Source organism: Bacillus sp. VA15 (assembly GCF_055721145.1).
The window spans coordinates 26986-50038 of record NZ_JBVQPQ010000012.1 but is presented as its reverse complement, the minus strand read 5'-3'; the positions used below and the strand labels follow the sequence as shown (position 1 = coordinate 50038).

22 protein-coding genes and 2 other annotated features are annotated in these 23053 nt (G+C 42.9%); all 22 genes read left to right on the top strand.

The annotated features are described in order from the left end of the window. The first annotated feature begins 4 nt into the window (after window positions 1-4). The 22 genes from gltX to tuf all read left to right on the top strand — a co-directional run bounded on the left by gltX (window position 5) and on the right by tuf (window position 23031). Entirely contained in the window at window positions 5-1456 is a 1452-nt protein-coding gene (gene gltX / locus AC0DBE_RS20670) for a glutamate--tRNA ligase (protein WP_061188090.1), read from the top strand. Window positions 1457-1458: 2 nt separating this feature from the next. Next, window positions 1459-1689, top strand: a binding site (T-box leader). Window positions 1690-1759: 70 nt separating this feature from the next. Beyond that, a complete protein-coding gene (cysE, locus tag AC0DBE_RS20665; protein ID WP_014112338.1) occupies window positions 1760-2413 on the top strand; it encodes a serine O-acetyltransferase in 654 nt (217 codons plus the stop codon). Beyond that, complete coding sequence (cysS, locus tag AC0DBE_RS20660; RefSeq protein WP_014112339.1) at window positions 2410-3810, top strand: cysteine--tRNA ligase; 1401 nt, start codon at window positions 2410-2412, stop codon at window positions 3808-3810. Before cysE ends, cysS begins: the two co-directional genes overlap by 4 nt. 3 nt (window positions 3811-3813) lie before the next feature. After that, entirely contained in the window at window positions 3814-4245 is a 432-nt protein-coding gene (locus AC0DBE_RS20655) for a mini-ribonuclease 3 (protein ID WP_003242030.1), read from the top strand. Beyond that, window positions 4229-4978 carry a 23S rRNA (guanosine(2251)-2'-O)-methyltransferase RlmB gene (gene rlmB / locus AC0DBE_RS20650; RefSeq protein WP_003225755.1) on the top strand — a complete coding sequence of 250 codons (750 nt, stop codon included), beginning with the start codon at window positions 4229-4231 and terminating at the stop codon, window positions 4976-4978. Before AC0DBE_RS20655 ends, rlmB begins: the two co-directional genes overlap by 17 nt. A gap of 6 nt (window positions 4979-4984) precedes the next feature. Beyond that, window positions 4985-5497, top strand: coding sequence for a ribosome-dependent mRNA decay endonuclease Rae1/YacP (rae1, locus tag AC0DBE_RS20645; protein ID WP_003225756.1), 513 nt, complete (start codon window positions 4985-4987; stop codon window positions 5495-5497). A gap of 62 nt (window positions 5498-5559) precedes the next feature. Then, entirely contained in the window at window positions 5560-6216 is a 657-nt protein-coding gene (sigH, locus tag AC0DBE_RS20640) for an RNA polymerase sporulation sigma factor SigH (protein WP_003225758.1), read from the top strand. A gap of 92 nt (window positions 6217-6308) precedes the next feature. Then, on the top strand, window positions 6309-6458 hold the full coding sequence (gene rpmG, locus AC0DBE_RS20635) for a 50S ribosomal protein L33 (RefSeq protein WP_003156421.1): 150 nt from the start codon (window positions 6309-6311) through the stop codon (window positions 6456-6458). A gap of 33 nt (window positions 6459-6491) precedes the next feature. Beyond that, window positions 6492-6671 carry a preprotein translocase subunit SecE gene (gene secE, locus AC0DBE_RS20630; protein ID WP_072182892.1) on the top strand — a complete coding sequence of 60 codons (180 nt, stop codon included), beginning with the start codon at window positions 6492-6494 and terminating at the stop codon, window positions 6669-6671. A gap of 179 nt (window positions 6672-6850) precedes the next feature. Continuing rightward, window positions 6851-7384: a transcription termination/antitermination protein NusG gene (nusG, locus tag AC0DBE_RS20625; protein ID WP_003225764.1), complete on the top strand. Its 534-nt coding sequence runs from the start codon at window positions 6851-6853 to the stop codon at window positions 7382-7384. 167 nt (window positions 7385-7551) lie between these two features. Next, the gene (rplK, locus tag AC0DBE_RS20620) at window positions 7552-7977 is read left to right on the top strand and encodes a 50S ribosomal protein L11 (protein ID WP_003156430.1); all 426 of its coding nucleotides are present in this window, start codon (window positions 7552-7554) and stop codon (window positions 7975-7977) included. A 94-nt stretch (window positions 7978-8071) separates the two neighbouring features. Then, the gene (rplA, locus tag AC0DBE_RS20615) at window positions 8072-8770 is read left to right on the top strand and encodes a 50S ribosomal protein L1 (RefSeq protein WP_003235040.1); all 699 of its coding nucleotides are present in this window, start codon (window positions 8072-8074) and stop codon (window positions 8768-8770) included. Window positions 8771-8815: 45 nt separating this feature from the next. Next, window positions 8816-8956: a sequence feature (ribosomal protein L10 leader region), on the top strand. Between the two features lie 65 nt (window positions 8957-9021). Next, entirely contained in the window at window positions 9022-9522 is a 501-nt protein-coding gene (gene rplJ / locus AC0DBE_RS20610; RefSeq protein ID WP_003242020.1) for a 50S ribosomal protein L10, read from the top strand. Between the two features lie 45 nt (window positions 9523-9567). After that, window positions 9568-9939 (top strand): 50S ribosomal protein L7/L12, encoded by a 372-nt coding sequence (gene rplL, locus AC0DBE_RS20605; RefSeq protein WP_003156436.1) that lies wholly within the window; start codon window positions 9568-9570, stop codon window positions 9937-9939. 89 nt (window positions 9940-10028) lie between these two features. Beyond that, window positions 10029-10634 (top strand): class I SAM-dependent methyltransferase, encoded by a 606-nt coding sequence (locus AC0DBE_RS20600; protein ID WP_472963593.1) that lies wholly within the window; start codon window positions 10029-10031, stop codon window positions 10632-10634. A 246-nt stretch (window positions 10635-10880) separates the two neighbouring features. Beyond that, window positions 10881-14462, top strand: coding sequence for a DNA-directed RNA polymerase subunit beta (gene rpoB / locus AC0DBE_RS20595; protein ID WP_014112342.1), 3582 nt, complete (start codon window positions 10881-10883; stop codon window positions 14460-14462). Window positions 14463-14524: 62 nt separating this feature from the next. Beyond that, window positions 14525-18124 (top strand): DNA-directed RNA polymerase subunit beta', encoded by a 3600-nt coding sequence (rpoC, locus tag AC0DBE_RS20590; protein WP_014112343.1) that lies wholly within the window; start codon window positions 14525-14527, stop codon window positions 18122-18124. 175 nt (window positions 18125-18299) lie between these two features. After that, window positions 18300-18548, top strand: coding sequence for a 50S ribosomal protein L7ae-like protein (locus AC0DBE_RS20585; RefSeq protein WP_472963590.1), 249 nt, complete (start codon window positions 18300-18302; stop codon window positions 18546-18548). Between the two features lie 113 nt (window positions 18549-18661). Continuing rightward, a complete protein-coding gene (rpsL, locus tag AC0DBE_RS20580; RefSeq protein ID WP_003225781.1) occupies window positions 18662-19078 on the top strand; it encodes a 30S ribosomal protein S12 in 417 nt (138 codons plus the stop codon). Between the two features lie 41 nt (window positions 19079-19119). Then, complete coding sequence (rpsG, locus tag AC0DBE_RS20575; RefSeq protein ID WP_003225784.1) at window positions 19120-19590, top strand: 30S ribosomal protein S7; 471 nt, start codon at window positions 19120-19122, stop codon at window positions 19588-19590. Window positions 19591-19642: 52 nt separating this feature from the next. Further along, on the top strand, window positions 19643-21721 hold the full coding sequence (gene fusA, locus AC0DBE_RS20570) for an elongation factor G (protein WP_041520830.1): 2079 nt from the start codon (window positions 19643-19645) through the stop codon (window positions 21719-21721). A 119-nt stretch (window positions 21722-21840) separates the two neighbouring features. Continuing rightward, complete coding sequence (gene tuf / locus AC0DBE_RS20565) at window positions 21841-23031, top strand: elongation factor Tu (protein WP_003225787.1); 1191 nt, start codon at window positions 21841-21843, stop codon at window positions 23029-23031. Window positions 23032-23053: the final 22 nt, after the last annotated feature.

Genomic DNA, 23053 nt, shown 5'->3' with positions numbered 1-23053 from the left:
GAAAATGGGAAACGAAGTACGCGTCCGTTATGCACCGAGTCCAACCGGACATTTGCATATTGGAAATGCCAGAACGGCGCTTTTTAATTATTTATTTGCCCGCAATCAAGGTGGTAAGTTTATTATTCGTGTTGAGGACACTGATAAAAAGCGCAATATTGAGGGCGGAGAACAAAGCCAGCTGAATTATTTGAGATGGCTTGGTATTGACTGGGATGAGAGTGTGGATGTCGGCGGTGAGTACGGCCCATACCGTCAGTCAGAGCGTAACGATATCTATAAAGTGTACTATGAAGAGCTTCTTGAAAAAGGGCTTGCTTATAAATGTTACTGTACGGAAGAAGAGCTTGAAAAAGAGCGTGAAGAACAGATAGCCCGCGGAGAAATGCCGCGTTATTCCGGAAAACACAGAAATCTGTCTCAGGAAGAACAGGAAAAATTTATTGCTGAAGGCAGAAAGCCAAGTATTCGTTTCCGCGTGCCGGAAGGAAAAGTCATTGCCTTCAACGATATCGTAAAAGGCGAAATTTCTTTCGAATCAGATGGCATTGGCGACTTTGTTATTGTGAAAAAGGACGGAACGCCGACTTACAACTTCGCAGTAGCTATTGATGACTATTTAATGAAAATGACACACGTGCTGCGCGGTGAGGATCATATTTCTAACACACCGAAACAGATTATGATTTATCAAGCATTCGGATGGGATATTCCTCAGTTCGGACACATGACGCTGATCGTAAATGAAAGCCGTAAAAAGCTCAGCAAACGCGATGAGTCCATTATTCAATTCATCGAGCAGTATAAAGAGCTTGGCTACTTGCCGGAAGCGCTGTTCAACTTTATCGGCCTGCTTGGCTGGTCACCGGTTGGGGAAGAAGAGCTATTCACAAAAGAACAGTTTATTGACATTTTTGATGTAAACCGTTTATCTAAATCACCAGCTTTGTTTGATATGCATAAGCTAAAATGGGTTAACAATCAATACGTGAAGAAGCTGGATCTTGATCAGGTTATTGAACTGACGCTTCCGCATTTGCAAAAAGCCGGCAAAGTTGGCGCTGAGCTTTCTGCTGAAGAACAAGAATGGGTTCGTAAACTGATTTCCCTGTATCATGAGCAATTAAGCTACGGTGCGGAAATTGTTGAGTTGACTGATTTGTTCTTTACGGATGAGATCGAGTATAATCAAGAAGCAAAAGCTGTTCTGGAAGAGGAACAGGTTCCTGAAGTGCTCAGCACATTCGCTGCGAAGCTTGAAGAGCTTGAGGAGTTCACTCCGGATAACATCAAAGCATCAATCAAAGCAGTGCAGAAAGAAACTGGCCATAAAGGGAAAAAACTGTTTATGCCGATTCGTGTTGCCGTAACAGGGCAAACTCACGGTCCGGAACTGCCGCAATCAATTGAATTGATCGGTAAAGAAACTGCAATTCAGCGTTTAAAAAATATCTAAATAAATGATTGTTGACAGGGAAGAGTATAGAGCTTTAGGCCTTTACAGAAAGGATCTTCATTGGCTGAGAGAGATCCATGAGCCGGGTTTTAGAAGTGCGCCCTTAAGACCTTTGAAGAACATTTTTCGAAATCAGTATTCAAAGGCGGCCGCCGCCGTTACAGGCTGAAGTTGGGAGAGCAGAAGTCTGCTTTTCAAACAGAGTGGAACCGCGCGGTTAAAGCGTCTCTGTCATGTTTTCATGCAGAGGCGCTTTTTTTATTGGGTGAAGAGGAAATCAGATAGAGAAGTGGGGGGAAGCATGTGTTTTTTAGAATGCTCAAAGAAGACATTGATACAGTGTTCGATCAAGATCCTGCAGCAAGAAGCTATTTTGAAGTGATTTTAACTTATTCCGGTTTACATGCTATATGGGCGCATCGGATTGCACATGCTTTATATAAACGAAAATTTTATTTCCTTGCACGCCTTATATCTCAGGTAAGCCGATTTTTTACCGGGATCGAAATCCACCCCGGCGCTACTATCGGGAGAAGATTTTTCATAGACCACGGTATGGGGGTTGTCATTGGGGAGACATGTGAAATCGGCAATAACGTAACCGTTTTTCAGGGGGTTACCCTCGGGGGAACGGGGAAAGAAAAGGGAAAAAGGCACCCAACGATTAAAGATGACGCATTGATAGCCACAGGTGCTAAAGTGCTCGGTTCAATTACTGTCGGTGAAGGCTCAAAGATTGGAGCTGGTTCAGTCGTGCTGCACGATGTTCCTGATTTTTCAACAGTTGTCGGCATCCCTGGACGGGTCGTTGTACAAAATGGCAAGAAAGTAAGACGCGATTTAAACCATCAGGATTTGCCCGATCCGGTTGCTGATCGCTTTAAGTCTTTGGAACACCAGATTTTAGAGCTGAAGGCAGAACTTGAAGACAGAAAAGAAAGGATCAATCAAAAATGACAATCACTCTTTATAATACATTGACTAGACAGAAGGAAACATTCGTTCCTCTTGAAGAGGGAAAAGTGAAAATGTACGTGTGCGGACCGACGGTTTACAATTACATTCACATCGGAAACGCTCGTCCGGCTATCGTATACGATACGGTTCGAAACTATCTGGAGTATAAAGGCTATGATGTGCAGTATGTCTCTAACTTTACAGACGTAGACGATAAATTAATTAAAGCGGCAAATGAACTCGGTGAGGACGTACCTACCATTTCAGAGCGTTTTATTAAAGCATACTTTGAAGATGTAGGTGCGCTCGGCTGCCGAAAAGCCGACCTTCATCCGCGAGTGATGGAAAACATGGATGCGATTATCGAATTCGTAGATCAGCTCGTGAAAAAGGGATACGCTTATGAATCAGAAGGTGACGTTTATTTCAAAACAAGAGCATTTGAAGGATACGGAAAGCTTTCTCAGCAATCTATTGATGAACTGAGATCAGGTGCACGCATCCGGGTCGGCGAGAAAAAAGAAGATGCTCTTGATTTCGCGCTGTGGAAAGCGGCGAAAGAAGGAGAAATCTCTTGGGATAGCCCTTGGGGAAAAGGCCGTCCGGGCTGGCACATTGAATGCTCAGCGATGGTGAAAAAGTATCTGGGTGACCAGATTGATATCCATGCGGGCGGACAGGATTTAACATTCCCTCACCATGAAAACGAAATTGCGCAATCTGAGGCACTGACAGGAAAAACGTTTGCGAAGTACTGGCTCCATAATGGCTATATCAATATTGATAATGAAAAAATGTCAAAATCACTGGGCAACTTTGTGCTTGTGCATGACATCATTAAACAGCATGATCCGCAGCTTTTGAGATTCTTTATGCTATCTGTTCATTATCGCCACCCGATTAACTATTCAGAAGAGCTTCTGGAGAATACGAAAAGCGCATTTAATCGTTTGAAAACAGCGTACAGCAACCTTCAGCACCGTCTGAACAGCAGTACGAATTTAACGGAAGATGACGATCAATGGCTTGAGAAAGTTGAAGAACACCGCAAAGCATTCGAAGAGGCGATGGACGATGATTTTAATACGGCGAATGCCATCTCTGTCTTGTTCGACTTAGCGAAGCATGCCAATTATTATCTTCAGAAAGATCATACGGCTGATCATGTGATTACGGCGTTTATCGGCATGTTTGACCGCATTGTATCTGTCCTCGGTTTTTCATTGGGCGAGCAGGAACTTCTCGATCAAGAGATTGAAGACTTAATCGAAAAAAGAAATGAAGCGCGCCGAAATCGCGATTTTGCACTGTCAGATCAGATCCGCGACCAGCTGAAAAGCATGAATATCATTCTTGAAGATACGGCTCAAGGCACTCGCTGGAAACGGGGAGAATAACGGATGCTTGATTTTGAAACGATAAAAGATTCAAAGCAGCTTAACGGTCTTGCGCTTGCTTATATAGGTGATGCCATTTTTGAAGTGTATGTAAGGCATCACCTGCTTAAGCAGGGTTTTACCAAACCAAATGATCTTCATAAGAAATCAAGCCGGATCGTGTCGGCAAAGTCACAGGCTGAGATCCTATTCTTTCTGCAGGATCAATCATTTTTTACGGAAGAAGAGGAAGCGGTGCTGAAAAGAGGCAGAAATGCGAAGTCGGGAACGACACCTAAAAATACAGATGTTCAGACATACCGCTATAGTACAGCATTTGAAGCGCTGCTTGGCTATCTTTTTCTAGAGAAAAAAGAGGAAAGACTTAGTCAGCTCGTTGCCGAAGCTATACAATTCGGAACGTCAGGGAGGAAAACAAATGAGTCAGCAACATGATTACGTCATAGGGAAAAATGCAGTGATCGAGACGTTAAAATCAGATCGTAAGCTGTATAAGCTGTGGATGGCGGAAAACACCGTAAAGGGACAAGCACAGCAGGTGATTGAGCTTGCGAAAAAGCAGGGAATCACGATTCAATATGTCCCGAGAAAAAAACTCGATCAAATGGTGACAGGGCAGCATCAAGGCGTAGTGGCACAGGTTGCAGCGTATGAATATGCAGAACTGGACGATTTATATAAAGCAGCCGAAGAAAGAAATGAACAGCCTTTCTTCCTCATTCTGGACGAGCTTGAAGACCCTCATAATCTCGGTTCCATTATGAGAACGGCTGATGCGGTCGGCGCCCATGGCATCGTGATTCCAAAGCGGAGAGCTGTCGGGCTGACAACAACAGTGGCTAAAGCTTCAACAGGGGCAATTGAGCACATTCCTGTAGCAAGAGTCACCAATTTGGCGCGGACGTTAGAAGAAATGAAAGAGCGGGGTATCTGGGTTGTCGGAACGGATGCATCCGCGCGTGAGGATTACCGCAATATGGACGGCAATATGCCTTTGGCTTTAGTCATTGGAAGTGAAGGAAAAGGGATGGGCCGCCTCGTTAAAGAAAAGTGTGATTTTCTCATTAAACTCCCGATGGCCGGGAAGGTAACTTCACTGAATGCATCTGTCGCGGCTGGTCTTTTGATGTATGAAGTCTACCGGAAACGAAACCCTCTGGGAGAATAAAGACCCATGGATATCCTGTTAGTAGACGGATACAACATGATTGGAGCCTGGCCGCAGCTGAAGGATTTAAAAGCGAACAGTTTTGAAGAGGCGAGAGACGTACTGATTCAGAAAATGGCGGAATATCAATCGTATACAGGGAACAGGGTTATTGTTGTTTTTGACGCACATCTCGTAAAAGGGCTTGAGAAAAAACAGACCAATCACAGAGTTGAAGTGATTTTTACGAAAGAAAATGAGACGGCTGATGAGCGGATAGAAAAGCTTGCTCAGGCTTTAAATAATATTGCGACTCAAATTCATGTTGCAACCTCTGACTATACTGAGCAGTGGGCGATTTTCGGACAGGGGGCATTGCGGAAATCGGCCCGGGAGCTTTTGAGAGAGGTAGAAGCGATTGAAAGGCGAATAGAGAGACGGGTAAGAAAAATCACTTCCGAAAAGCCGGCGGGTAAAATTGCTTTATCGGAAGAGGTTTTGAAAACGTTTGAAAAGTGGAGGCGGGGAGACTTAGATTAAGTTGACGCTTTTTTGCCCAATACTGTATAATATTTCTATCTACGTGCGCCGGGGGGATCGGAGTGAATCTACAGAACAACAAGGGAAAATTCAACAAAGAGCAGTTTTGCCAGTTGGAGGACGAGCAGGTCATTGAAAAGGTTCATGTTGGGGACAGTGATGCGTTAGATTACTTGATTACGAAGTACCGAAACTTTGTTCGGGCAAAAGCAAGATCCTATTTTTTAATAGGAGCGGACAGAGAAGATATTGTTCAGGAAGGGATGATAGGCCTCTATAAGTCTATTCGTGACTTCAAAGAGGACAAGCTTACCTCTTTCAAAGCTTTCGCAGAATTATGTATTACCCGCCAAATTATTACCGCAATAAAGACAGCTACTCGCCAGAAACACATTCCTTTGAATTCCTACGTCTCATTAGATAAACCGATTTTTGATGAAGAATCAGACCGAACGCTGCTTGATGTCATTTCAGGAGCGAAAACCTTAAACCCTGAGGAAATGATCATCAATCAGGAAGAATTTGATGACATTGAAATGAAAATGGGAGAACTATTAAGTGATTTAGAGAGAAAAGTACTCGTCTTATATCTTGACGGAAGAAGTTACCAAGAGATTTCCGATGAACTGAACCGGCATGTGAAATCGATCGACAATGCCCTTCAGCGTGTAAAACGTAAGCTGGAGAAGTACTTGGAAATTCGCGAAATCAGTTTGTAATAGGGATTTATGTTATATTGACAGTATTTTTCTGACTGTGATATGTTACTAAAGATAAGAACTAATGTCTATTTAGAAAAAGGTGTAATGACATGAGAAAAAAGATTACGCTAGCATGCAAGACATGCGGAAACCGTAATTATACGACAATGAAGAGCTCTGCATCAGCGGCTGAGCGATTAGAAGTAAAGAAATACTGCAGTACTTGCAATTCACATACAGCTCATCTTGAAACAAAATAGTTTTTGCGCTTTTAAATTGTGGAGGTCTTTTACATGCGTATTATGAAATTCTTTAAAGATGTTGGGAAAGAAATGAAAAAGGTAAGCTGGCCTAAAGGAAAAGAGTTAACGCGTTATACCATTACGGTGATTTCAACAGTTATCTTTTTTATTATCTTTTTTGCCCTCCTTGACACAGGAATTTCTCAATTAATTCGTTTAATAGTTGAATAATGATCAGCAATACGTGCTATAATAGATCATAATATCACTTGCCAAAACCCGTTCAGCGGGTTTTTTATTGTGGCTTAAAATGAAAGTTATCATAGGTTTGCCGCCTATTTTTTGAAGCGTTATGGTCATTCACTAAAAACCAAATGCGGGGAGGGAAGGACTGGAGAGTCCTGAAGAGAATGGAAAAGAATTGGTATGTTGTTCACACGTACTCTGGTTATGAGAATAAAGTAAAAGCCAACTTGGAAAAACGTGTTGAATCAATGGGGATGCAGGATAAAATTTTCCGTGTAGTCGTACCTGAAGAAGAAGAAACGGATATCAAAAACGGCAAGAAAAAAGTCGTGAAAAAGAAAGTATTCCCTGGTTATGTGCTTGTTGAAATTGTAATGACAGACGACTCTTGGTATGTTGTCCGCAACACGCCAGGCGTTACTGGATTCGTAGGATCTGCCGGCTCTGGCTCAAAACCGACGCCGCTGCTTCCGGGCGAAGCGGAAACCATTCTGAAGAGAATGGGCATGGACGAACGCAAAACGGACATTGACTTTGAACTGAAAGAGACAGTGAAAGTGATAGACGGGCCTTTTGCCAACTTTACTGGATCAATTGAAGAGATTGATTATGATAAAAGCAAGGTCAAAGTTTTCGTTAATATGTTCGGCCGTGAAACGCCGGTTGAGCTGGAATTTACCCAAATCGATAAATTGTAATGTGAAAAAACTTGAAATTGCTATATATAAATGATAATATAGCAAAGGTACGTCTTGGACTTATCCAAGGCAACTAGCTTGATATTTCGTCATTCATATAAAGAATGAAACCTTGAGTGGGAGGGTTTACCCTATTACCACATCACGGACTTAAGGAGGTGTGTCTCGTGGCTAAAAAAGTAGTAAAAGTTGTAAAATTGCAAATTCCTGCTGGAAAAGCTAACCCAGCACCACCAGTTGGACCTGCACTTGGTCAAGCCGGTGTTAACATCATGGGATTCTGTAAGGAGTTTAACGCTCGTACAGCTGACCAAGCTGGTTTAATCATTCCTGTTGAAATTTCGGTTTACGAAGACCGTTCATTTACATTTATTACAAAAACTCCGCCTGCTGCAGTATTGCTTAAAAAAGCAGCTGGAATTGAGTCTGGTTCTGGTGAACCAAACCGTAATAAAGTGGCAACTGTTAAGCGCGATAAAGTACGCGAAATCGCTGAAACGAAAATGCCTGACTTAAACGCAGCAGACGTTGAAGCGGCAATGCGCATGGTTGAAGGTACTGCCCGCAGTATGGGTATTGTAATCGAGGATTAATTTGTTTCTTGTCGGGTTGCGAGTTTTAACAAGTTCGCAACCCTTATTCGTGGGAGGTTATTCCGCTATAACCACATAAGGAGGAAATTTTAAAATGGCTAAAAAAGGTAAAAAGTACGTTGAAGCTGCTAAGCTTGTAGATCGTTCAAAAGCTTACGACGTTTCTGAAGCAGTAGCTCTCGTTAAAAAAACAAACACAGCTAAATTCGACGCTACAGTTGAAGTGGCTTTCCGTCTAGGGGTTGACCCTCGTAAAAACGACCAGCAAATCCGTGGAGCAGTCGTGCTTCCAAACGGAACTGGTAAAACTCAGCGCGTTCTCGTTTTCGCAAAAGGCGAAAAAGCGAAAGAAGCTGAAGCTGCTGGTGCAGATTTCGTTGGCGATACTGACTACATCAACAAAATTCAACAAGGCTGGTTCGATTTCGATGTAATCGTAGCTACACCTGACATGATGGGTGAAGTTGGTAAAATCGGTCGTGTGCTTGGACCAAAAGGTTTAATGCCAAACCCTAAAACTGGTACAGTTACTTTCGAAGTTGAAAAAGCTATCGGCGAAATCAAAGCTGGTAAAGTTGAATACCGTGTTGATAAAGCTGGAAACATTCATGTTCCTATCGGTAAAGTTTCTTTCGAGGATGAAAAACTTGTTGAGAACTTCACAACAATGTACGATACAATCCTGAAAGCTAAACCTGCTGCAGCAAAAGGCGTTTACGTGAAAAACGTTGCTGTAACTTCTACTATGGGACCTGGTGTCAAAGTAGACTCTTCAACTTTTAACGTAAAATAATATTGACACGACATCAACATTCTGATATGATTCAAAATGTTGTAAAATAGAATATCATTTATACCGTAGACAGTAGGGGCCTAACCGCTTAATGATCCTACCGAGGTGTATATTATCACAGCTATTACGTTACGTATGCTTGTATATACAGCCTCCATGTCTCATGGAGGCTTTTTATATGGAATCCGTCGTCTCAGTCGTGATCACCTAACGGTATAAGTGTTACACAAGAATCTACAGGAGGTGTAACCATGAGCAGCGCAATTGAAACAAAAAAAGTTGTTGTTGAAGAAATTGCTTCTAAACTGAAAGAAAGTAAATCAACGATCATCGTTGACTATCGCGGACTTAACGTTTCTGAAGTAACAGAACTTCGTAAACAGCTTCGCGAAGCTAACGTTGAGTTCAAAGTTTACAAAAATACGATGACTCGCCGTGCGGTTGAACAAGCTGAGCTTAATGGTTTGAATGATTTCTTAACTGGACCGAACGCGATCGCATTCAGCACTGAAGATGTTGTCGCTCCGGCTAAAGTTCTTAATGAGTTCGCTAAAAACCACGAAGCTCTTGAAATCAAAGCTGGCGTTATCGAAGGTAAAGTTTCTACTGTTGAAGAAGTGAAAGCTCTTGCTGAACTTCCATCACGCGAAGGCTTGCTTTCTATGTTGCTTAGCGTACTTCAAGCTCCAGTTCGCAACTTTGCTCTTGCTGCAAAAGCTGTGGCAGAACAAAAGGAAGAACAAGGCGCTTAATCTAATCAGTTTTTCATAAATTAAAACAAAATGGAGGAATTACAAATGGCTTTAAATATCGAAGAAATCATTGCTTCCGTTAAAGAAGCAACTGTACTTGAATTGAACGACCTAGTAAAAGCAATCGAAGAAGAATTTGGCGTAACTGCTGCTGCTCCTGTAGCTGTAGCTGGCGGAGCTGCTGCAGGCGGAGCTGCTGAAGAGCAAAGCGAATTCGACCTTATCCTTGCTGGTGCAGGTTCTCAAAAAATCAAAGTTATCAAAGTTGTACGTGAAATCACTGGTCTTGGCTTGAAAGAAGCTAAAGAACTTGTTGACAACACTCCAAAACCACTTAAAGAAGGTATTGCTAAAGAAGAAGCTGAAGAGCTTAAAGCTAAACTTGAAGAAGTTGGCGCTTCTGTAGAAGTTAAGTAATCTTCACTTACCTGTAGGGGAAGCTCGCTTTTATGAGGCGAGCTTTTTCTTTGCCATTCTTTAAGACATGACAAAAGGAGGTTCTAATAATGAGTGAGCACTATTATTCAGTAAAACCTTCAGTAAAAAGCAACAAGCAAACCTGGTCTTTTAGGCTTCGTAATAAAGATTTCACGTTTACAAGCGACAGCGGGGTTTTTTCTAAAAAGGAAGTTGATTTCGGATCCCGTCTGCTGATTGATTCTTTTGAAGAGCCAGAAGTTGAGGGCAGCATTCTGGATGTAGGCTGCGGGTATGGCCCGATTGGTCTATCACTGGCCAGCGACTTTAAAGACCGGACCATCCACATGATTGACGTTAATGAGAGAGCTGTAGAGCTATCAAATGAAAATGCGGAACAAAACGGAATAACAAACGTTAAGATTTATCAGAGTGATATGTTTTCAAACGTTGATTCTGCCCAAACATTTGCTTCTATTCTTACAAATCCCCCAATCCGAGCCGGAAAAAAAGTTGTCCATGCTATCTTTGAGAAAAGCGCTGAACACTTAAAAGCTTCAGGTGAGTTGTGGATCGTCATACAGAAAAAGCAAGGCGCGCCTTCTGCCATTGAAAAGCTCGAGGAACTGTTCGATGAAGTTTCTGTCGTTCAAAAAAAGAAAGGCTATTATATCATAAAAGCAAAAAAAGTTTGACTCGGTATTTTAGCTATGTTAATATTATAAAATGCCAATGTATATATTTTGCTTGATATGATGAATTGTCAATATCTATGTATAAATTATACAAGTATGGAAATGCTAATAAAATCGGTATTTGTTTTTGGATGTGGTTTTCTTAATTAGAAACCCTTTTTTCTTTTGTCTTGTAAAAGTATTTTCTTTCTATGAAAAGAAATGCTTATTACACATATAATACGCATGATTTGAGGGGTGAATCAGTTGACAGGTCAACTAGTTCAGTATGGACGACACCGCCAGCGCAGAAGCTATGCTCGCATTAGCGAAGTGTTAGAATTACCAAATCTCATTGAAATTCAAACCTCTTCTTATCAGTGGTTTCTTGATGAGGGTCTTAGAGAGATGTTTCAAGACATATCGCCAATTGAGGATTTCACTGGTAACCTCTCTCTTGAGTTCATTGATTATAGTTTAGGTGATCCTAAATATCCTGTAGAGGAATCAAAAGAACGTGATGTGACTTACTCAGCTCCGCTAAGAGTGAAGGTTCGTTTAATTAACAAAGAAACTGGAGAGGTAAAAGACCAAGATGTCTTCATGGGTGATTTCCCGATTATGACAGATACAGGTACTTTTATCATTAACGGTGCGGAACGCGTTATCGTTTCCCAGCTTGTTCGGTCTCCAAGTGTATATTTCAGTGGTAAAGTAGACAAAAACGGTAAAAAAGGTTTTACCGCAACTGTCATTCCAAACCGTGGCGCATGGTTAGAATACGAAACTGATGCGAAAGATGTTGTTTATGTCCGCATTGATCGCACACGTAAGTTGCCGGTTACGGTTCTTTTGCGTGCTCTCGGCTTCGGTTCCGATCAAGAGATTCTTGATCTCGTAGGAGAGAACGAATACCTGCGAAATACGCTTGATAAAGATAACACGGAAAACAGCGACAAAGCGCTGCTTGAAATTTACGAACGTCTCCGTCCTGGAGAACCGCCTACAGTAGAAAATGCGAAAAGCTTGCTTGATTCTCGTTTCTTTGATCCGAAACGATACGATCTTGCCAATGTAGGACGCTATAAAATTAATAAAAAACTTCATATTAAGAATCGCCTCTTTAATCAGAGACTTGCTGAAACGCTTGTTGACCCTGAAACAGGAGAAATCCTGGCTGAAAAAGGTCAGATTCTTGATAGAAGAACACTAGATAAAGTACTGCCATACTTAGAAAACGGAATCGGTTTCAGAAAGCTGTATCCGAATGGCGGTGTTGTTGAAGATGAAGTAACTCTTCAATCGATTAAAATCTTTGCTCCGACTGATCAAGAAGGAGAACAGGTTATTAATGTAATCGGCAATGCTTACATTGAAGAAGAGATTAAAAACATTACGCCTGCTGATATTATTTCTTCCATCAGCTACTTCTTCAACTTGCTGCACGGAGTAGGCGACACAGATGATATCGATCATCTTGGAAACCGCCGTTTGCGTTCTGTAGGTGAGCTTCTCCAAAACCAATTCCGTATCGGTTTAAGCCGTATGGAGCGTGTGGTTCGTGAGAGAATGTCAATTCAAGATACGAATACAATTACACCTCAGCAGCTGATCAATATTCGTCCTGTTATTGCGTCCATTAAAGAGTTCTTTGGAAGCTCTCAGCTTTCTCAATTCATGGACCAGACGAACCCGCTTGCTGAATTAACGCATAAGCGCCGTCTGTCAGCATTAGGACCGGGCGGATTGACACGTGAGCGTGCCGGAATGGAAGTACGTGACGTTCACTACTCCCACTATGGCCGTATGTGTCCGATTGAGACACCTGAGGGTCCGAATATCGGTTTGATCAACTCACTTTCATCATATGCAAAAGTAAACCGTTTTGGCTTTATCGAAACGCCATATCGCCGCGTTGATCCTGAAACAGGGAAGGTAACGGGCAGAATCGATTACTTAACTGCTGATGAAGAGGATAACTATGTTGTCGCTCAAGCGAACGCTCGTCTTGATGACGAAGGCGCATTTATTGATGACAGCATCGTAGCCCGTTTCCGCGGGGAGAACACCGTTGTTTCCAGAAACCGTGTAGACTACATGGATGTATCGCCTAAGCAGGTTGTTTCTGCTGCGACAGCATGTATCCCGTTCCTAGAAAACGATGACTCCAACCGTGCCCTCATGGGAGCGAACATGCAGCGTCAGGCTGTGCCTTTGATGCAGCCGGAAGCGCCATTCGTTGGAACTGGTATGGAATACGTATCAGGTAAAGACTCTGGTGCCGCTGTTATTTGTAAACACCCTGGTATCGTTGAACGCGTAGAAGCGAAAAACGTATGGGTTCGCCGTTATGAAGAAGTCGACGGTCAAAAAGTAAAAGGAAACCTGGATAAATACAGCCTGCTGAAATTTGTCCGCTCTAACCAAGGTACGTGCTACAACCAGCGTCCGATCGTAAGTGTCGGCGATGAAGTGGTAAAAGGAGAAATCCTTGCTGACGGTCCTTCTATGGAGCTTGGTGAACTTGCACTTGGCCGTAACGTAATGGTCGGCTTCATGACATGGGATGGCTACAACTATGAGGATGCCATCATCATGAGTGAACGCCTTGTGAAGGATGATGTTTATACATCTATCCACATCGAAGAATATGAATCAGAAGCACGTGATACGAAACTTGGACCTGAAGAAATCACTCGCGATATTCCAAACGTCGGTGAAGATGCGCTTCGCAATCTTGATGACCGCGGAATCATCCGTATTGGGGCAGAAGTAAAAGACGGAGATCTTCTTGTTGGTAAAGTAACGCCTAAAGGCGTAACTGAACTGACTGCTGAAGAACGCCTGCTTCACGCCATCTTTGGTGAAAAAGCCCGCGAGGTTCGTGATACTTCACTTCGTGTGCCTCACGGCGGCGGTGGAATTATCCATGACGTTAAAGTCTTCAACCGTGAAGATGGAGACGAACTTCCTCCAGGTGTTAACCAGTTGGTACGCGTATATATCGTTCAGAAACGTAAGATTTCTGAAGGGGATAAAATGGCCGGTCGTCACGGTAACAAAGGTGTTATCTCTAAGATTCTTCCTGAAGAGGATATGCCTTACCTTCCTGACGGCACACCAATTGATATCATGCTTAACCCGCTGGGCGTACCATCACGTATGAACATCGGGCAGGTATTGGAGCTTCATATGGGTATGGCCGCTCGTTACCTCGGCATTCACATTGCATCTCCTGTATTTGATGGAGCGCGAGAAGAGGATGTTTGGGAAACGCTTGAAGAAGCCGGCATGTCTCGTGACGCCAAAACTGTGCTTTACGACGGACGTACTGGAGAGCCATTTGATAACCGCGTATCTGTCGGTATCATGTACATGATCAAACTGGCTCACATGGTTGACGATAAACTTCATGCACGTTCTACAGGTCCTTACTCACTTGTTACGCAGCAGCCTCTTGGCGGTAAAGCGCAATTTGGAGGGCAGCGTTTCGGTGAGATGGAGGTATGGGCACTTGAAGCTTACGGTGCGGCTTACACTCTTCAAGAAATTCTGACTGTGAAGTCTGATGACGTGGTTGGACGTGTGAAAACATACGAAGCCATCGTTAAAGGCGACAATGTTCCTGAACCGGGTGTTCCGGAATCATTCAAAGTATTAATCAAAGAACTTCAAAGCTTAGGTATGGATGTCAAAATCCTTTCTGGTGATGAAGAAGAAATAGAAATGAGAGATTTAGAAGACGAAGAAGATGCGAAACAAGCTGACGGCCTGGCATTATCAGGTGATGAAGAGCCGCAAGAAACAGCATCTGCAGACGTTGAACGAGATGTAGTAACGAAAGAATAATCTCTAGTTATAAAGGCAAGTGACATCGGTTTAATCCGAAGATAAAAAGGGAGGTAGGCCCCTTGCTAGATGTGAACAATTTTGAGTATATGAACATCGGTCTTGCTTCACCGGATAAAATCCGTTCATGGTCTTTTGGTGAAGTGAAAAAGCCTGAAACGATAAACTATCGTACGTTAAAACCTGAAAAGGACGGTCTATTCTGCGAACGCATTTTCGGACCGACTAAGGACTGGGAATGTCATTGCGGGAAGTACAAGCGAGTTCGTTATAAAGGCGTAGTTTGTGACCGCTGCGGAGTCGAAGTAACACGGGCAAAAGTCCGTCGTGAGAGAATGGGGCACATTGAACTGGCTGCCCCAGTTTCCCACATTTGGTATTTCAAAGGTATTCCAAGCCGTATGGGTCTTGTGCTGGATATGTCACCTCGTGCTTTAGAAGAAGTCATTTACTTTGCTTCTTACGTTGTAACTGATCCGGCAAACACACCGCTTGAAAAGAAACAGCTTCTGTCTGAAAAAGAATACCGTGCTTATCTTGATAAATACGGTAATAAGTTCCAAGCGTCTATGGGTGCAGAAGCGATTCATAAACTTCTTCAAGATATCGATCTTGTAAAAGAAGTTGATATGTTAAAAGAAGAGCTAAAAACTTCACAAGGACAGCGCCGTACTCGTGCGATCAAACGTCTTGAAGTTTTAGAAGCCTTCCGTAACTCAGGAAACAAGCCTTCTTGGATGATCCTTGATGTGCTTCCTGTTATTCCTCCTGAGCTTAGACCGATGGTTCAGCTAGATGGCGGACGTTTTGCGACTTCTGATTTGAATGATCTTTATCGTCGTGTCATCAACCGTAACAATCGTTTGAAACGCCTTTTGGACCTTGGTGCGCCTAGCATCATTGTTCAAAACGAAAAGCGTATGCTCCAAGAGGCTGTCGATGCTTTAATTGACAACGGCCGCCGCGGACGTCCTGTAACAGGTCCTGGTAACAGACCGTTAAAATCTCTTTCTCACATGTTGAAAGGGAAGCAAGGCCGTTTCCGTCAAAACCTTCTTGGTAAACGTGTCGATTACTCCGGACGTTCTGTAATCGTTGTTGGTCCTCATTTGAAAATGTACCAATGCGGATTACCGAAGGAAATGGCGCTTGAACTTTTCAAACCTTTCGTTATGAAGGAGCTTGTTGAAAAAGGTCTTGCTCACAACATTAAGAGTGCGAAACGTAAAATTGAGCGCGTACAGCCTGAAGTATGGGATGTACTGGAATCAGTTATTAAGGAGCATCCGGTACTTCTGAACCGTGCCCCTACACTTCACAGATTAGGTATCCAAGCGTTTGAACCAACACTTGTTGAAGGACGCGCAATCCGTCTTCACCCGCTCGTATGTACAGCTTACAACGCTGACTTTGACGGTGACCAAATGGCGGTTCACGTACCATTATCTGCTGAAGCTCAAGCTGAAGCACGCATCTTGATGCTTGCTGCTCAAAACATCTTGAACCCTAAAGATGGTAAACCGGTTGTAACACCGTCTCAGGATATGGTATTGGGTAACTATTACCTGACACTTGAGCGTGCCGGTGCTGTCGGTGAAGGTATGGTCTTCAAGAATACAGACGAAGCGCTTCTTGCTTATCAAAACGGATATGTGCATCTTCATACGAGAGTAGCTGTTGCAGCTAACTCCCTTAAGAATGTGACATTTACCGAAGAACAGCGCTCAAAATTGTTAATTACAACTGTTGGTAAGCTTGTCTTCAATGAAATTCTTCCGGAATCATTCCCTTACATGAATGAACCAACGAAGAGCAACATTGAAGAGAAAACACCTGACCGTTTCTTCTTAGAAAAAGGTGCCGATGTAAAAGCTGTCATTGAACAGCAGCCAATCAATGCACCGTTTAAAAAAGGTATTCTGGGTAAAATCATCGCGGAAATCTTTAAACGATTCCATATCACGGAAACGTCTAAAATGCTTGACCGCATGAAAAACCTAGGTTTCAAATATTCAACAAAAGCTGGTATTACAGTTGGGGTTTCTGACATCGTCGTACTCGATGATAAACAAGAAATTCTTGAGGAAGCGCAAAGCAAAGTTGATAACGTCATGAAGCAATTCCGACGTGGTCTAATCACTGAAGAAGAACGCTATGAGAGAGTTATCTCTATCTGGAGTGCTGCAAAAGACGTTATCCAAGGCAAACTGATGAAATCACTTGATGAGCTCAACCCGATCTACATGATGAGTGACTCCGGTGCCCGTGGTAACGCGTCTAACTTTACGCAGCTTGCCGGAATGCGCGGCCTGATGGCCAACCCGGCTGGACGTATCATTGAATTACCGATCAAATCAAGTTTCCGTGAAGGTCTGACAGTATTGGAGTACTTTATCTCCACTCACGGTGCGCGTAAAGGTCTTGCCGATACCGCCCTTAAAACTGCTGATTCAGGTTACCTTACACGCCGTCTCGTTGACGTTGCGCAGGATGTTATCATCCGTGAAACTGATTGCGGAACTGACCGAGGCATCCTTGCTAAGCCTCTTAAAGAAGGAACTGAAACAATTGAGCGCTTAGAAGAACGCTTAATCGGCCGTTTTGCACGAAAACAAGTGAAGCACCCTGAAACAGGTGAAGTGCTTGTAAATGAAAACGAACTGATCGATGAAGATAAAGCACTGGAGATTGTAGAAGCCGGTATTGAAGAAGTGTGGATCCGTTCTGCCTTCACATGTAATACGCCTCATGGTGTATGTAAACGATGCTATGGCCGAAATCTTGCAACTGGCTCCGATGTTGAAGTCGGTGAAGCAGTCGGTATCATTGCTGCCCAATCAATCGGTGAGCCTGGTACACAGTTAACAATGCGTACATTCCATACAGGCGGGGTTGCCGGAGACGATATCACACAGGGTCTTCCGCGTATCCAAGAGCTTTTCGAAGCGCGTAATCCAAAAGGTCAGGCAACAATTACAGAAATCGACGGTACAGTCGTTGAGATCAATGAAGTTCGTGATAAGCAACAGGAAATTGTGGTTCAAGGCGCAGTGGAAACACGTTCTTATACGGCACCTTATAACTCCCGCCTGAAAGTAGCGGAAGGAGATAAAATTACTCGAGGCCAAGTACTGACAGAAGGTTCAATCGATCCGAAAGAGCTTCTTAAAGTGACTGACCTGACTACTGTTCAAGAGTATCTTCTCCATGAGGTTCAAAAGGTTTACCGTATGCAGGGTGTTGAAATCGGTGATAAACACGTAGAAGTAATGGTTCGCCAGATGCTTCGCAAAGTCCGCGTAATTGACGCCGGTGACACTGATGTACTTCCAGGTACATTGCTTGATATTCACCAATTTACTGAAGCGAACAAAAAGGTATTGCTTGAAGGCAATCGTCCTGCTACAGGCCGTCCTGTCTTGCTCGGTATTACAAAAGCATCTCTTGAAACTGATTCATTCTTATCTGCTGCTTCCTTCCAGGAAACAACACGTGTCCTTACAGACGCAGCGATCAAAGGTAAGCGTGATGAGCTTCTTGGCTTGAAAGAGAATGTTATCATCGGTAAGCTTGTTCCAGCTGGTACAGGTATGATGCAATACCGTAAAGTAAAACCAGTTTCAAATGTTCAGCCGACTGAAGACATGGTTCCGGTTGAATAACTGATTTAATGTTGCTGAAAGACTGCCCAAACAGTCTTTCAGCAATATTTAATAAAAAATCACTCTATGAGAAGAACAAAACTAAAAAATGTCATACCTTGTTGACATTCGTCTCCTAGAATGATAATATAACCAAGGTGCTCGAAATAAACCTGTTACTTTGGAGGATATGTTTATGTCTTATGATAAAGTATCACAGGCCAAATCAATTATTATTGGTACGAAGCAAACAGTGAAAGCTCTAAAACGAGGTTCAGTAAAGGAAGTAGTCGTTGCAAAAGACGCAGATCCGATACTCACGTCAAGTGTTGTTTCACTTGCGAAAGATCAAGGTATCTCTGTCTCAATGGTTGAATCCATGAAAAAGCTCGGCAAAGCCTGCGGAATTGAGGTAGGAGCAGCCGCTGTTGCCATTATTTTATAACGTACTTTTGTTTTTGCGTAAGAATTATTCTTGTGTGAAGACATTGTTTTTTGCCTTTTGATGAACCACCTGGGTATGTGGGTTATAAAACGTAATGAAGGGAGGAAAAATTCATGCCTACAATTAATCAGCTAATTCGCAAAGGACGCGTGAGTAAAGTAGAAAACTCAAAGTCTCCTGCACTTAACAAAGGATACAACAGCTTTAAAAAAGAGCACACTAACGTATCTTCTCCACAAAAACGCGGGGTATGTACTCGTGTTGGTACAATGACACCGAAAAAACCGAACTCAGCACTTCGTAAATATGCTCGTGTTCGTTTAACTAACGGAATCGAGGTTACTGCTTACATTCCTGGTATCGGTCACAACCTGCAAGAGCACAGTGTTGTACTTATCCGTGGCGGACGTGTAAAAGACTTACCAGGGGTACGTTACCACATCGTTCGTGGTGCGCTTGACACTGCTGGAGTTGAAAACCGTGCACAAGGCCGTTCTAAATACGGTACGAAAAAGCCTAAAGCAAAATAATAAACGAAAATACGCATAATTGATGAAGGGAGGATATTCAGATGCCACGTAAAGGTCCTGTAGCAAAAAGAGACGTTTTACCTGATCCGATTTACAACTCTAAGCTTGTATCTCGTCTAATTAACAAAATGATGATCGATGGTAAAAAAGGTAAGTCTCAAACAATCCTATACAAGTCATTCGATATCATTAAAGAACGTACTGGCAATGATGCAATGGAGGTTTTCGAACAAGCATTGAAAAACATCATGCCTGTACTTGAAGTAAAAGCACGCCGTGTAGGTGGTGCGAACTACCAAGTTCCTGTAGAAGTTCGTCCTGAACGTCGTACGACTCTTGGGCTTCGCTGGTTAGTAAACTACGCTCGTCTTCGCGGAGAAAAAACGATGGAAGAGCGTTTAGCTAACGAAATCCTTGACGCAGCTAACAACACTGGTGCTGCTGTTAAGAAACGTGAAGATACTCATAAGATGGCTGAAGCAAACAAAGCATTTGCTCACTATCGTTGGTAGGATTTATATACTAAAAAACACAATTTCCCAATAAGGAAGGAGAAATTACCCAATGGCAAGAGAGTTCTCCTTAGACAAAACTCGTAATATCGGGATCATGGCTCACATTGATGCCGGTAAAACGACTACTACAGAACGTATCTTGTTCTATACTGGTCGTATCCACAAAATTGGTGAAACTCATGAAGGAGCTTCACAAATGGACTGGATGGAGCAGGAACAAGAACGTGGTATCACAATCACTTCCGCTGCGACAACTGCACAGTGGAAAGGATACCGCGTAAACATCATCGATACTCCAGGACACGTAGACTTCACAGTTGAAGTTGAACGTTCTCTTCGTGTACTTGATGGTGCTGTTGCTGTACTTGACGCGCAATCAGGCGTTGAGCCTCAAACAGAAACTGTTTGGCGTCAGGCAACAACTTACGGAGTACCGCGTATCGTTTTTGTTAACAAAATGGACAAAATCGGTGCAGACTTCCTTTACTCTGTAGGAACTTTAAGAGACCGTCTTCAAGCAAACGCTCATGCAATTCAATTGCCGATCGGTGCTGAAGACAACTTCGAAGGTATCATCGACCTTGTAGAAAACGTTGCGTATTTCTACGAAGATGACCTCGGAACTCGTTCTGATGCGAAAGAAATCCCTGAAGAGTACAAAGAGCAAGCTGAAGAGCTTCGCAACAGCCTCATTGAAGCTGTTTGTGAACTTGATGAAGAGCTTATGGATAAATACCTCGAGGGTGAAGAAATCACTATTGACGAGTTAAAAGCAGGTATCCGTAAAGGTACATTAAATGTTGAATTCTACCCTGTTCTTGTTGGTTCTGCCTTCAAAAACAAAGGTGTTCAACTAGTACTTGATGCTGTTCTTGACTACCTTCCTGCACCAACTGACGTTGCTGCAATCAAAGGTACACGTCCTGACACAAATGAAGAGATTGAGCGCCATTCTTCTGATGAAGAGCCATTCTCTGCATTAGCATTTAAAGTTATGACTGACCCTTACGTTGGTAAGTTGACGTTCTTCCGTGTGTACTCTGGAACTCTTGATTCCGGTTCATACGTGAAAAACTCTACTAAAGGCAAACGTGAGCGTGTTGGACGTATCCTTCAAATGCACGCTAACAGCCGTGAAGAAATCGCTACTGTATACGCAGGGGATATCGCAGCTGCTGTAGGTCTAAAAGATACAACAACTGGAGATACTCTTTGTGATGAGAAGGATCTTGTTATCCTTGAATCAATGGAATTCCCAGAACCAGTTATCGACGTTGCTATTGAGCCTAAATCAAAAGCTGACCAAGATAAAATGGGTATCGCTTTAGCGAAACTTGCTGAAGAAGATCCTACATTCCGTACTCAAACAAACCCAGAAACTGGCCAAACGATCATCTCTGGTATGGGTGAACTTCACCTTGATATCATTGTTGACCGTATGAAACGCGAATTTAAAGTAGAAGCCAATGTTGGTGCTCCTCAGGTTGCGTACCGTGAAACATTCCGTACCGGTGCAAAAGTTGAAGGTAAATTCGTACGTCAGTCTGGTGGACGCGGTCAGTTCGGACACGTTTGGATCGAATTTGAACCAAACGAAGAAGGCGCTGGCTTTGAATTTGAAAATGCGATTGTCGGTGGGGTAGTTCCACGTGAATACATCCCAGCTGTTCAAGCAGGTCTGGAAGATGCACTTGAAAATGGTGTACTAGCAGGCTTCCCGCTTATCGACATTAAAGCAAAACTTTTCGATGGTTCTTACCATGATGTTGACTCAAACGAAATGGCATTTAAAGTTGCTGCTTCTATGGCATTGAAAAATGCAGTCAGCAAATGTAACCCAGTTCTTCTTGAGCCTATCATGAAAGTAGAAGTGGTTATTCCAGAAGAATACATGGGAGATATCATGGGTGATATTACTTCACGTCGCGGACGCGTAGAAGGTATGGAAGCACGCGGTAACGCTCAAGTTGTTCGCGCTATGGTTCCTCTTGCTGAAATGTTCGGTTACGCTACTGCCCTTCGTTCTAATACGCAAGGTCGCGGTACGTTCACTATGTTCATGGATCACTACGAAGAAGTGCCGAAGAGCGTTTCTGAAGAAATTATCAAAAAAAATAAAGGCGAATAATTGATTTTGCCTCTTAACTCAAGTATAACTACTATTGTAAGATGAGGAAGTGAAAGCTTTCTTTCACTTCCTATCACTCTATACATTACTAATTAAAAGCTCTTAAGGAGGATTTTAGAATGGCTAAAGAAAAATTCGACCGTTCCAAATCACATGCCAATATTGGTACAATTGGACACGTTGACCATGGTAAAACAACTTTAACTGCTGCTATCACAACAGTACTTCATAAGAAATCTGGTAAAGGTACAGCTATGGCGTACGATCAAATTGATGGTGCACCAGAAGAACGCGAGCGCGGTATCACAATCTCTACTGCACACGTTGAGTACGAAACTGAAACTCGTCACTATGCACACGTTGACTGCCCAGGACACGCTGACTATGTTAAAAACATGATCACTGGTGCTGCGCAAATGGACGGAGCTATCCTTGTAGTTTCTGCTGCTGATGGCCCAATGCCACAAACTCGTGAGCACATCCTTCTTTCTAAAAACGTTGGTGTACCATACATCGTTGTATTCTTAAACAAATGCGACATGGTAGACGACGAAGAGCTTCTTGAACTAGTTGAAATGGAAGTTCGCGATCTTCTTAGCGAATACGATTTCCCTGGTGATGATGTACCAGTAATCAAAGGTTCTGCTCTTAAAGCTCTTGAAGGTGACGCTGATTACGAAGCAAAAATCTTCGAACTTATGGATGCGGTTGATGAGTACATCCCAACTCCAGAGCGTGACACTGAAAAACCATTCATGATGCCAGTTGAGGACGTATTCTCAATCACTGGTCGTGGTACAGTTGCAACTGGACGTGTAGAACGCGGACAAGTTAAAGTCGGTGACGAAGTTGAAATCATCGGTCTTCAAGAAGAAAACAAGAAAACAACTGTTACAGGTGTTGAAATGTTCCGTAAGCTTCTTGATTACGCTGAAGCTGGTGACAACATTGGTGCCCTTCTTCGTGGTGTATCTCGTGAAGAAATCCAACGTGGTCAAGTACTTGCTAAACCAGGTACAATCACTCCACACAGCAAATTCAAAGCTGAAGTTTACGTTCTTTCTAAAGAAGAGGGTGGACGTCATACTCCATTCTTCTCTAACTACCGTCCTCAGTTCTACTTCCGTACAACTGACGTAACTGGTATCATCCATCTTCCAGAAGGCGTAGAAATGGTTATGCCTGGAGATAACACTGAAATGAACGTAGAACTTATCTCTACAATCGCTATCGAAGAAGGAACTCGTTTCTCTATTCGTGAAGGCGGACGTACTGTTGGTTCAGGCGTTGTTTCTACAATCACTGAGTAATAGTATGATTATAAACGAGACC

Bases quoted from the DNA above. Each gene is read 5' to 3' on its own strand.
- nusG (WP_003225764.1), top strand. From the start codon at position 6,851: ATGGAAAAGAATTGGTATGTTGTTCACACGTACTCTGGTTATGAGAAT.
- rpsL (WP_003225781.1), top strand. From the start codon at position 18,662: ATGCCTACAATTAATCAGCTAATTCGCAAAGGACGCGTGAGTAAAGTA.
- gltX (WP_061188090.1), top strand. From the start codon at position 5: ATGGGAAACGAAGTACGCGTCCGTTATGCACCGAGTCCAACCGGACAT.
- rplA (WP_003235040.1), top strand. From the start codon at position 8,072: ATGGCTAAAAAAGGTAAAAAGTACGTTGAAGCTGCTAAGCTTGTAGAT.
- rlmB (WP_003225755.1), top strand. From the start codon at position 4,229: ATGAGTCAGCAACATGATTACGTCATAGGGAAAAATGCAGTGATCGAG.
- rplJ (WP_003242020.1), top strand. From the start codon at position 9,022: ATGAGCAGCGCAATTGAAACAAAAAAAGTTGTTGTTGAAGAAATTGCT.
- tuf (WP_003225787.1), top strand. From the start codon at position 21,841: ATGGCTAAAGAAAAATTCGACCGTTCCAAATCACATGCCAATATTGGT.
- cysS (WP_014112339.1), top strand. From the start codon at position 2,410: ATGACAATCACTCTTTATAATACATTGACTAGACAGAAGGAAACATTC.
- rpmG (WP_003156421.1), top strand. From the start codon at position 6,309: ATGAGAAAAAAGATTACGCTAGCATGCAAGACATGCGGAAACCGTAAT.
- rae1 (WP_003225756.1), top strand. From the start codon at position 4,985: ATGGATATCCTGTTAGTAGACGGATACAACATGATTGGAGCCTGGCCG.
- secE (WP_072182892.1), top strand. From the start codon at position 6,492: ATGCGTATTATGAAATTCTTTAAAGATGTTGGGAAAGAAATGAAAAAG.
- fusA (WP_041520830.1), top strand. From the start codon at position 19,643: ATGGCAAGAGAGTTCTCCTTAGACAAAACTCGTAATATCGGGATCATG.
- AC0DBE_RS20655 (WP_003242030.1), top strand. From the start codon at position 3,814: ATGCTTGATTTTGAAACGATAAAAGATTCAAAGCAGCTTAACGGTCTT.
- rpsG (WP_003225784.1), top strand. From the start codon at position 19,120: ATGCCACGTAAAGGTCCTGTAGCAAAAAGAGACGTTTTACCTGATCCG.
- rplL (WP_003156436.1), top strand. From the start codon at position 9,568: ATGGCTTTAAATATCGAAGAAATCATTGCTTCCGTTAAAGAAGCAACT.
- AC0DBE_RS20585 (WP_472963590.1), top strand. From the start codon at position 18,300: ATGTCTTATGATAAAGTATCACAGGCCAAATCAATTATTATTGGTACG.
- AC0DBE_RS20600 (WP_472963593.1), top strand. From the start codon at position 10,029: ATGAGTGAGCACTATTATTCAGTAAAACCTTCAGTAAAAAGCAACAAG.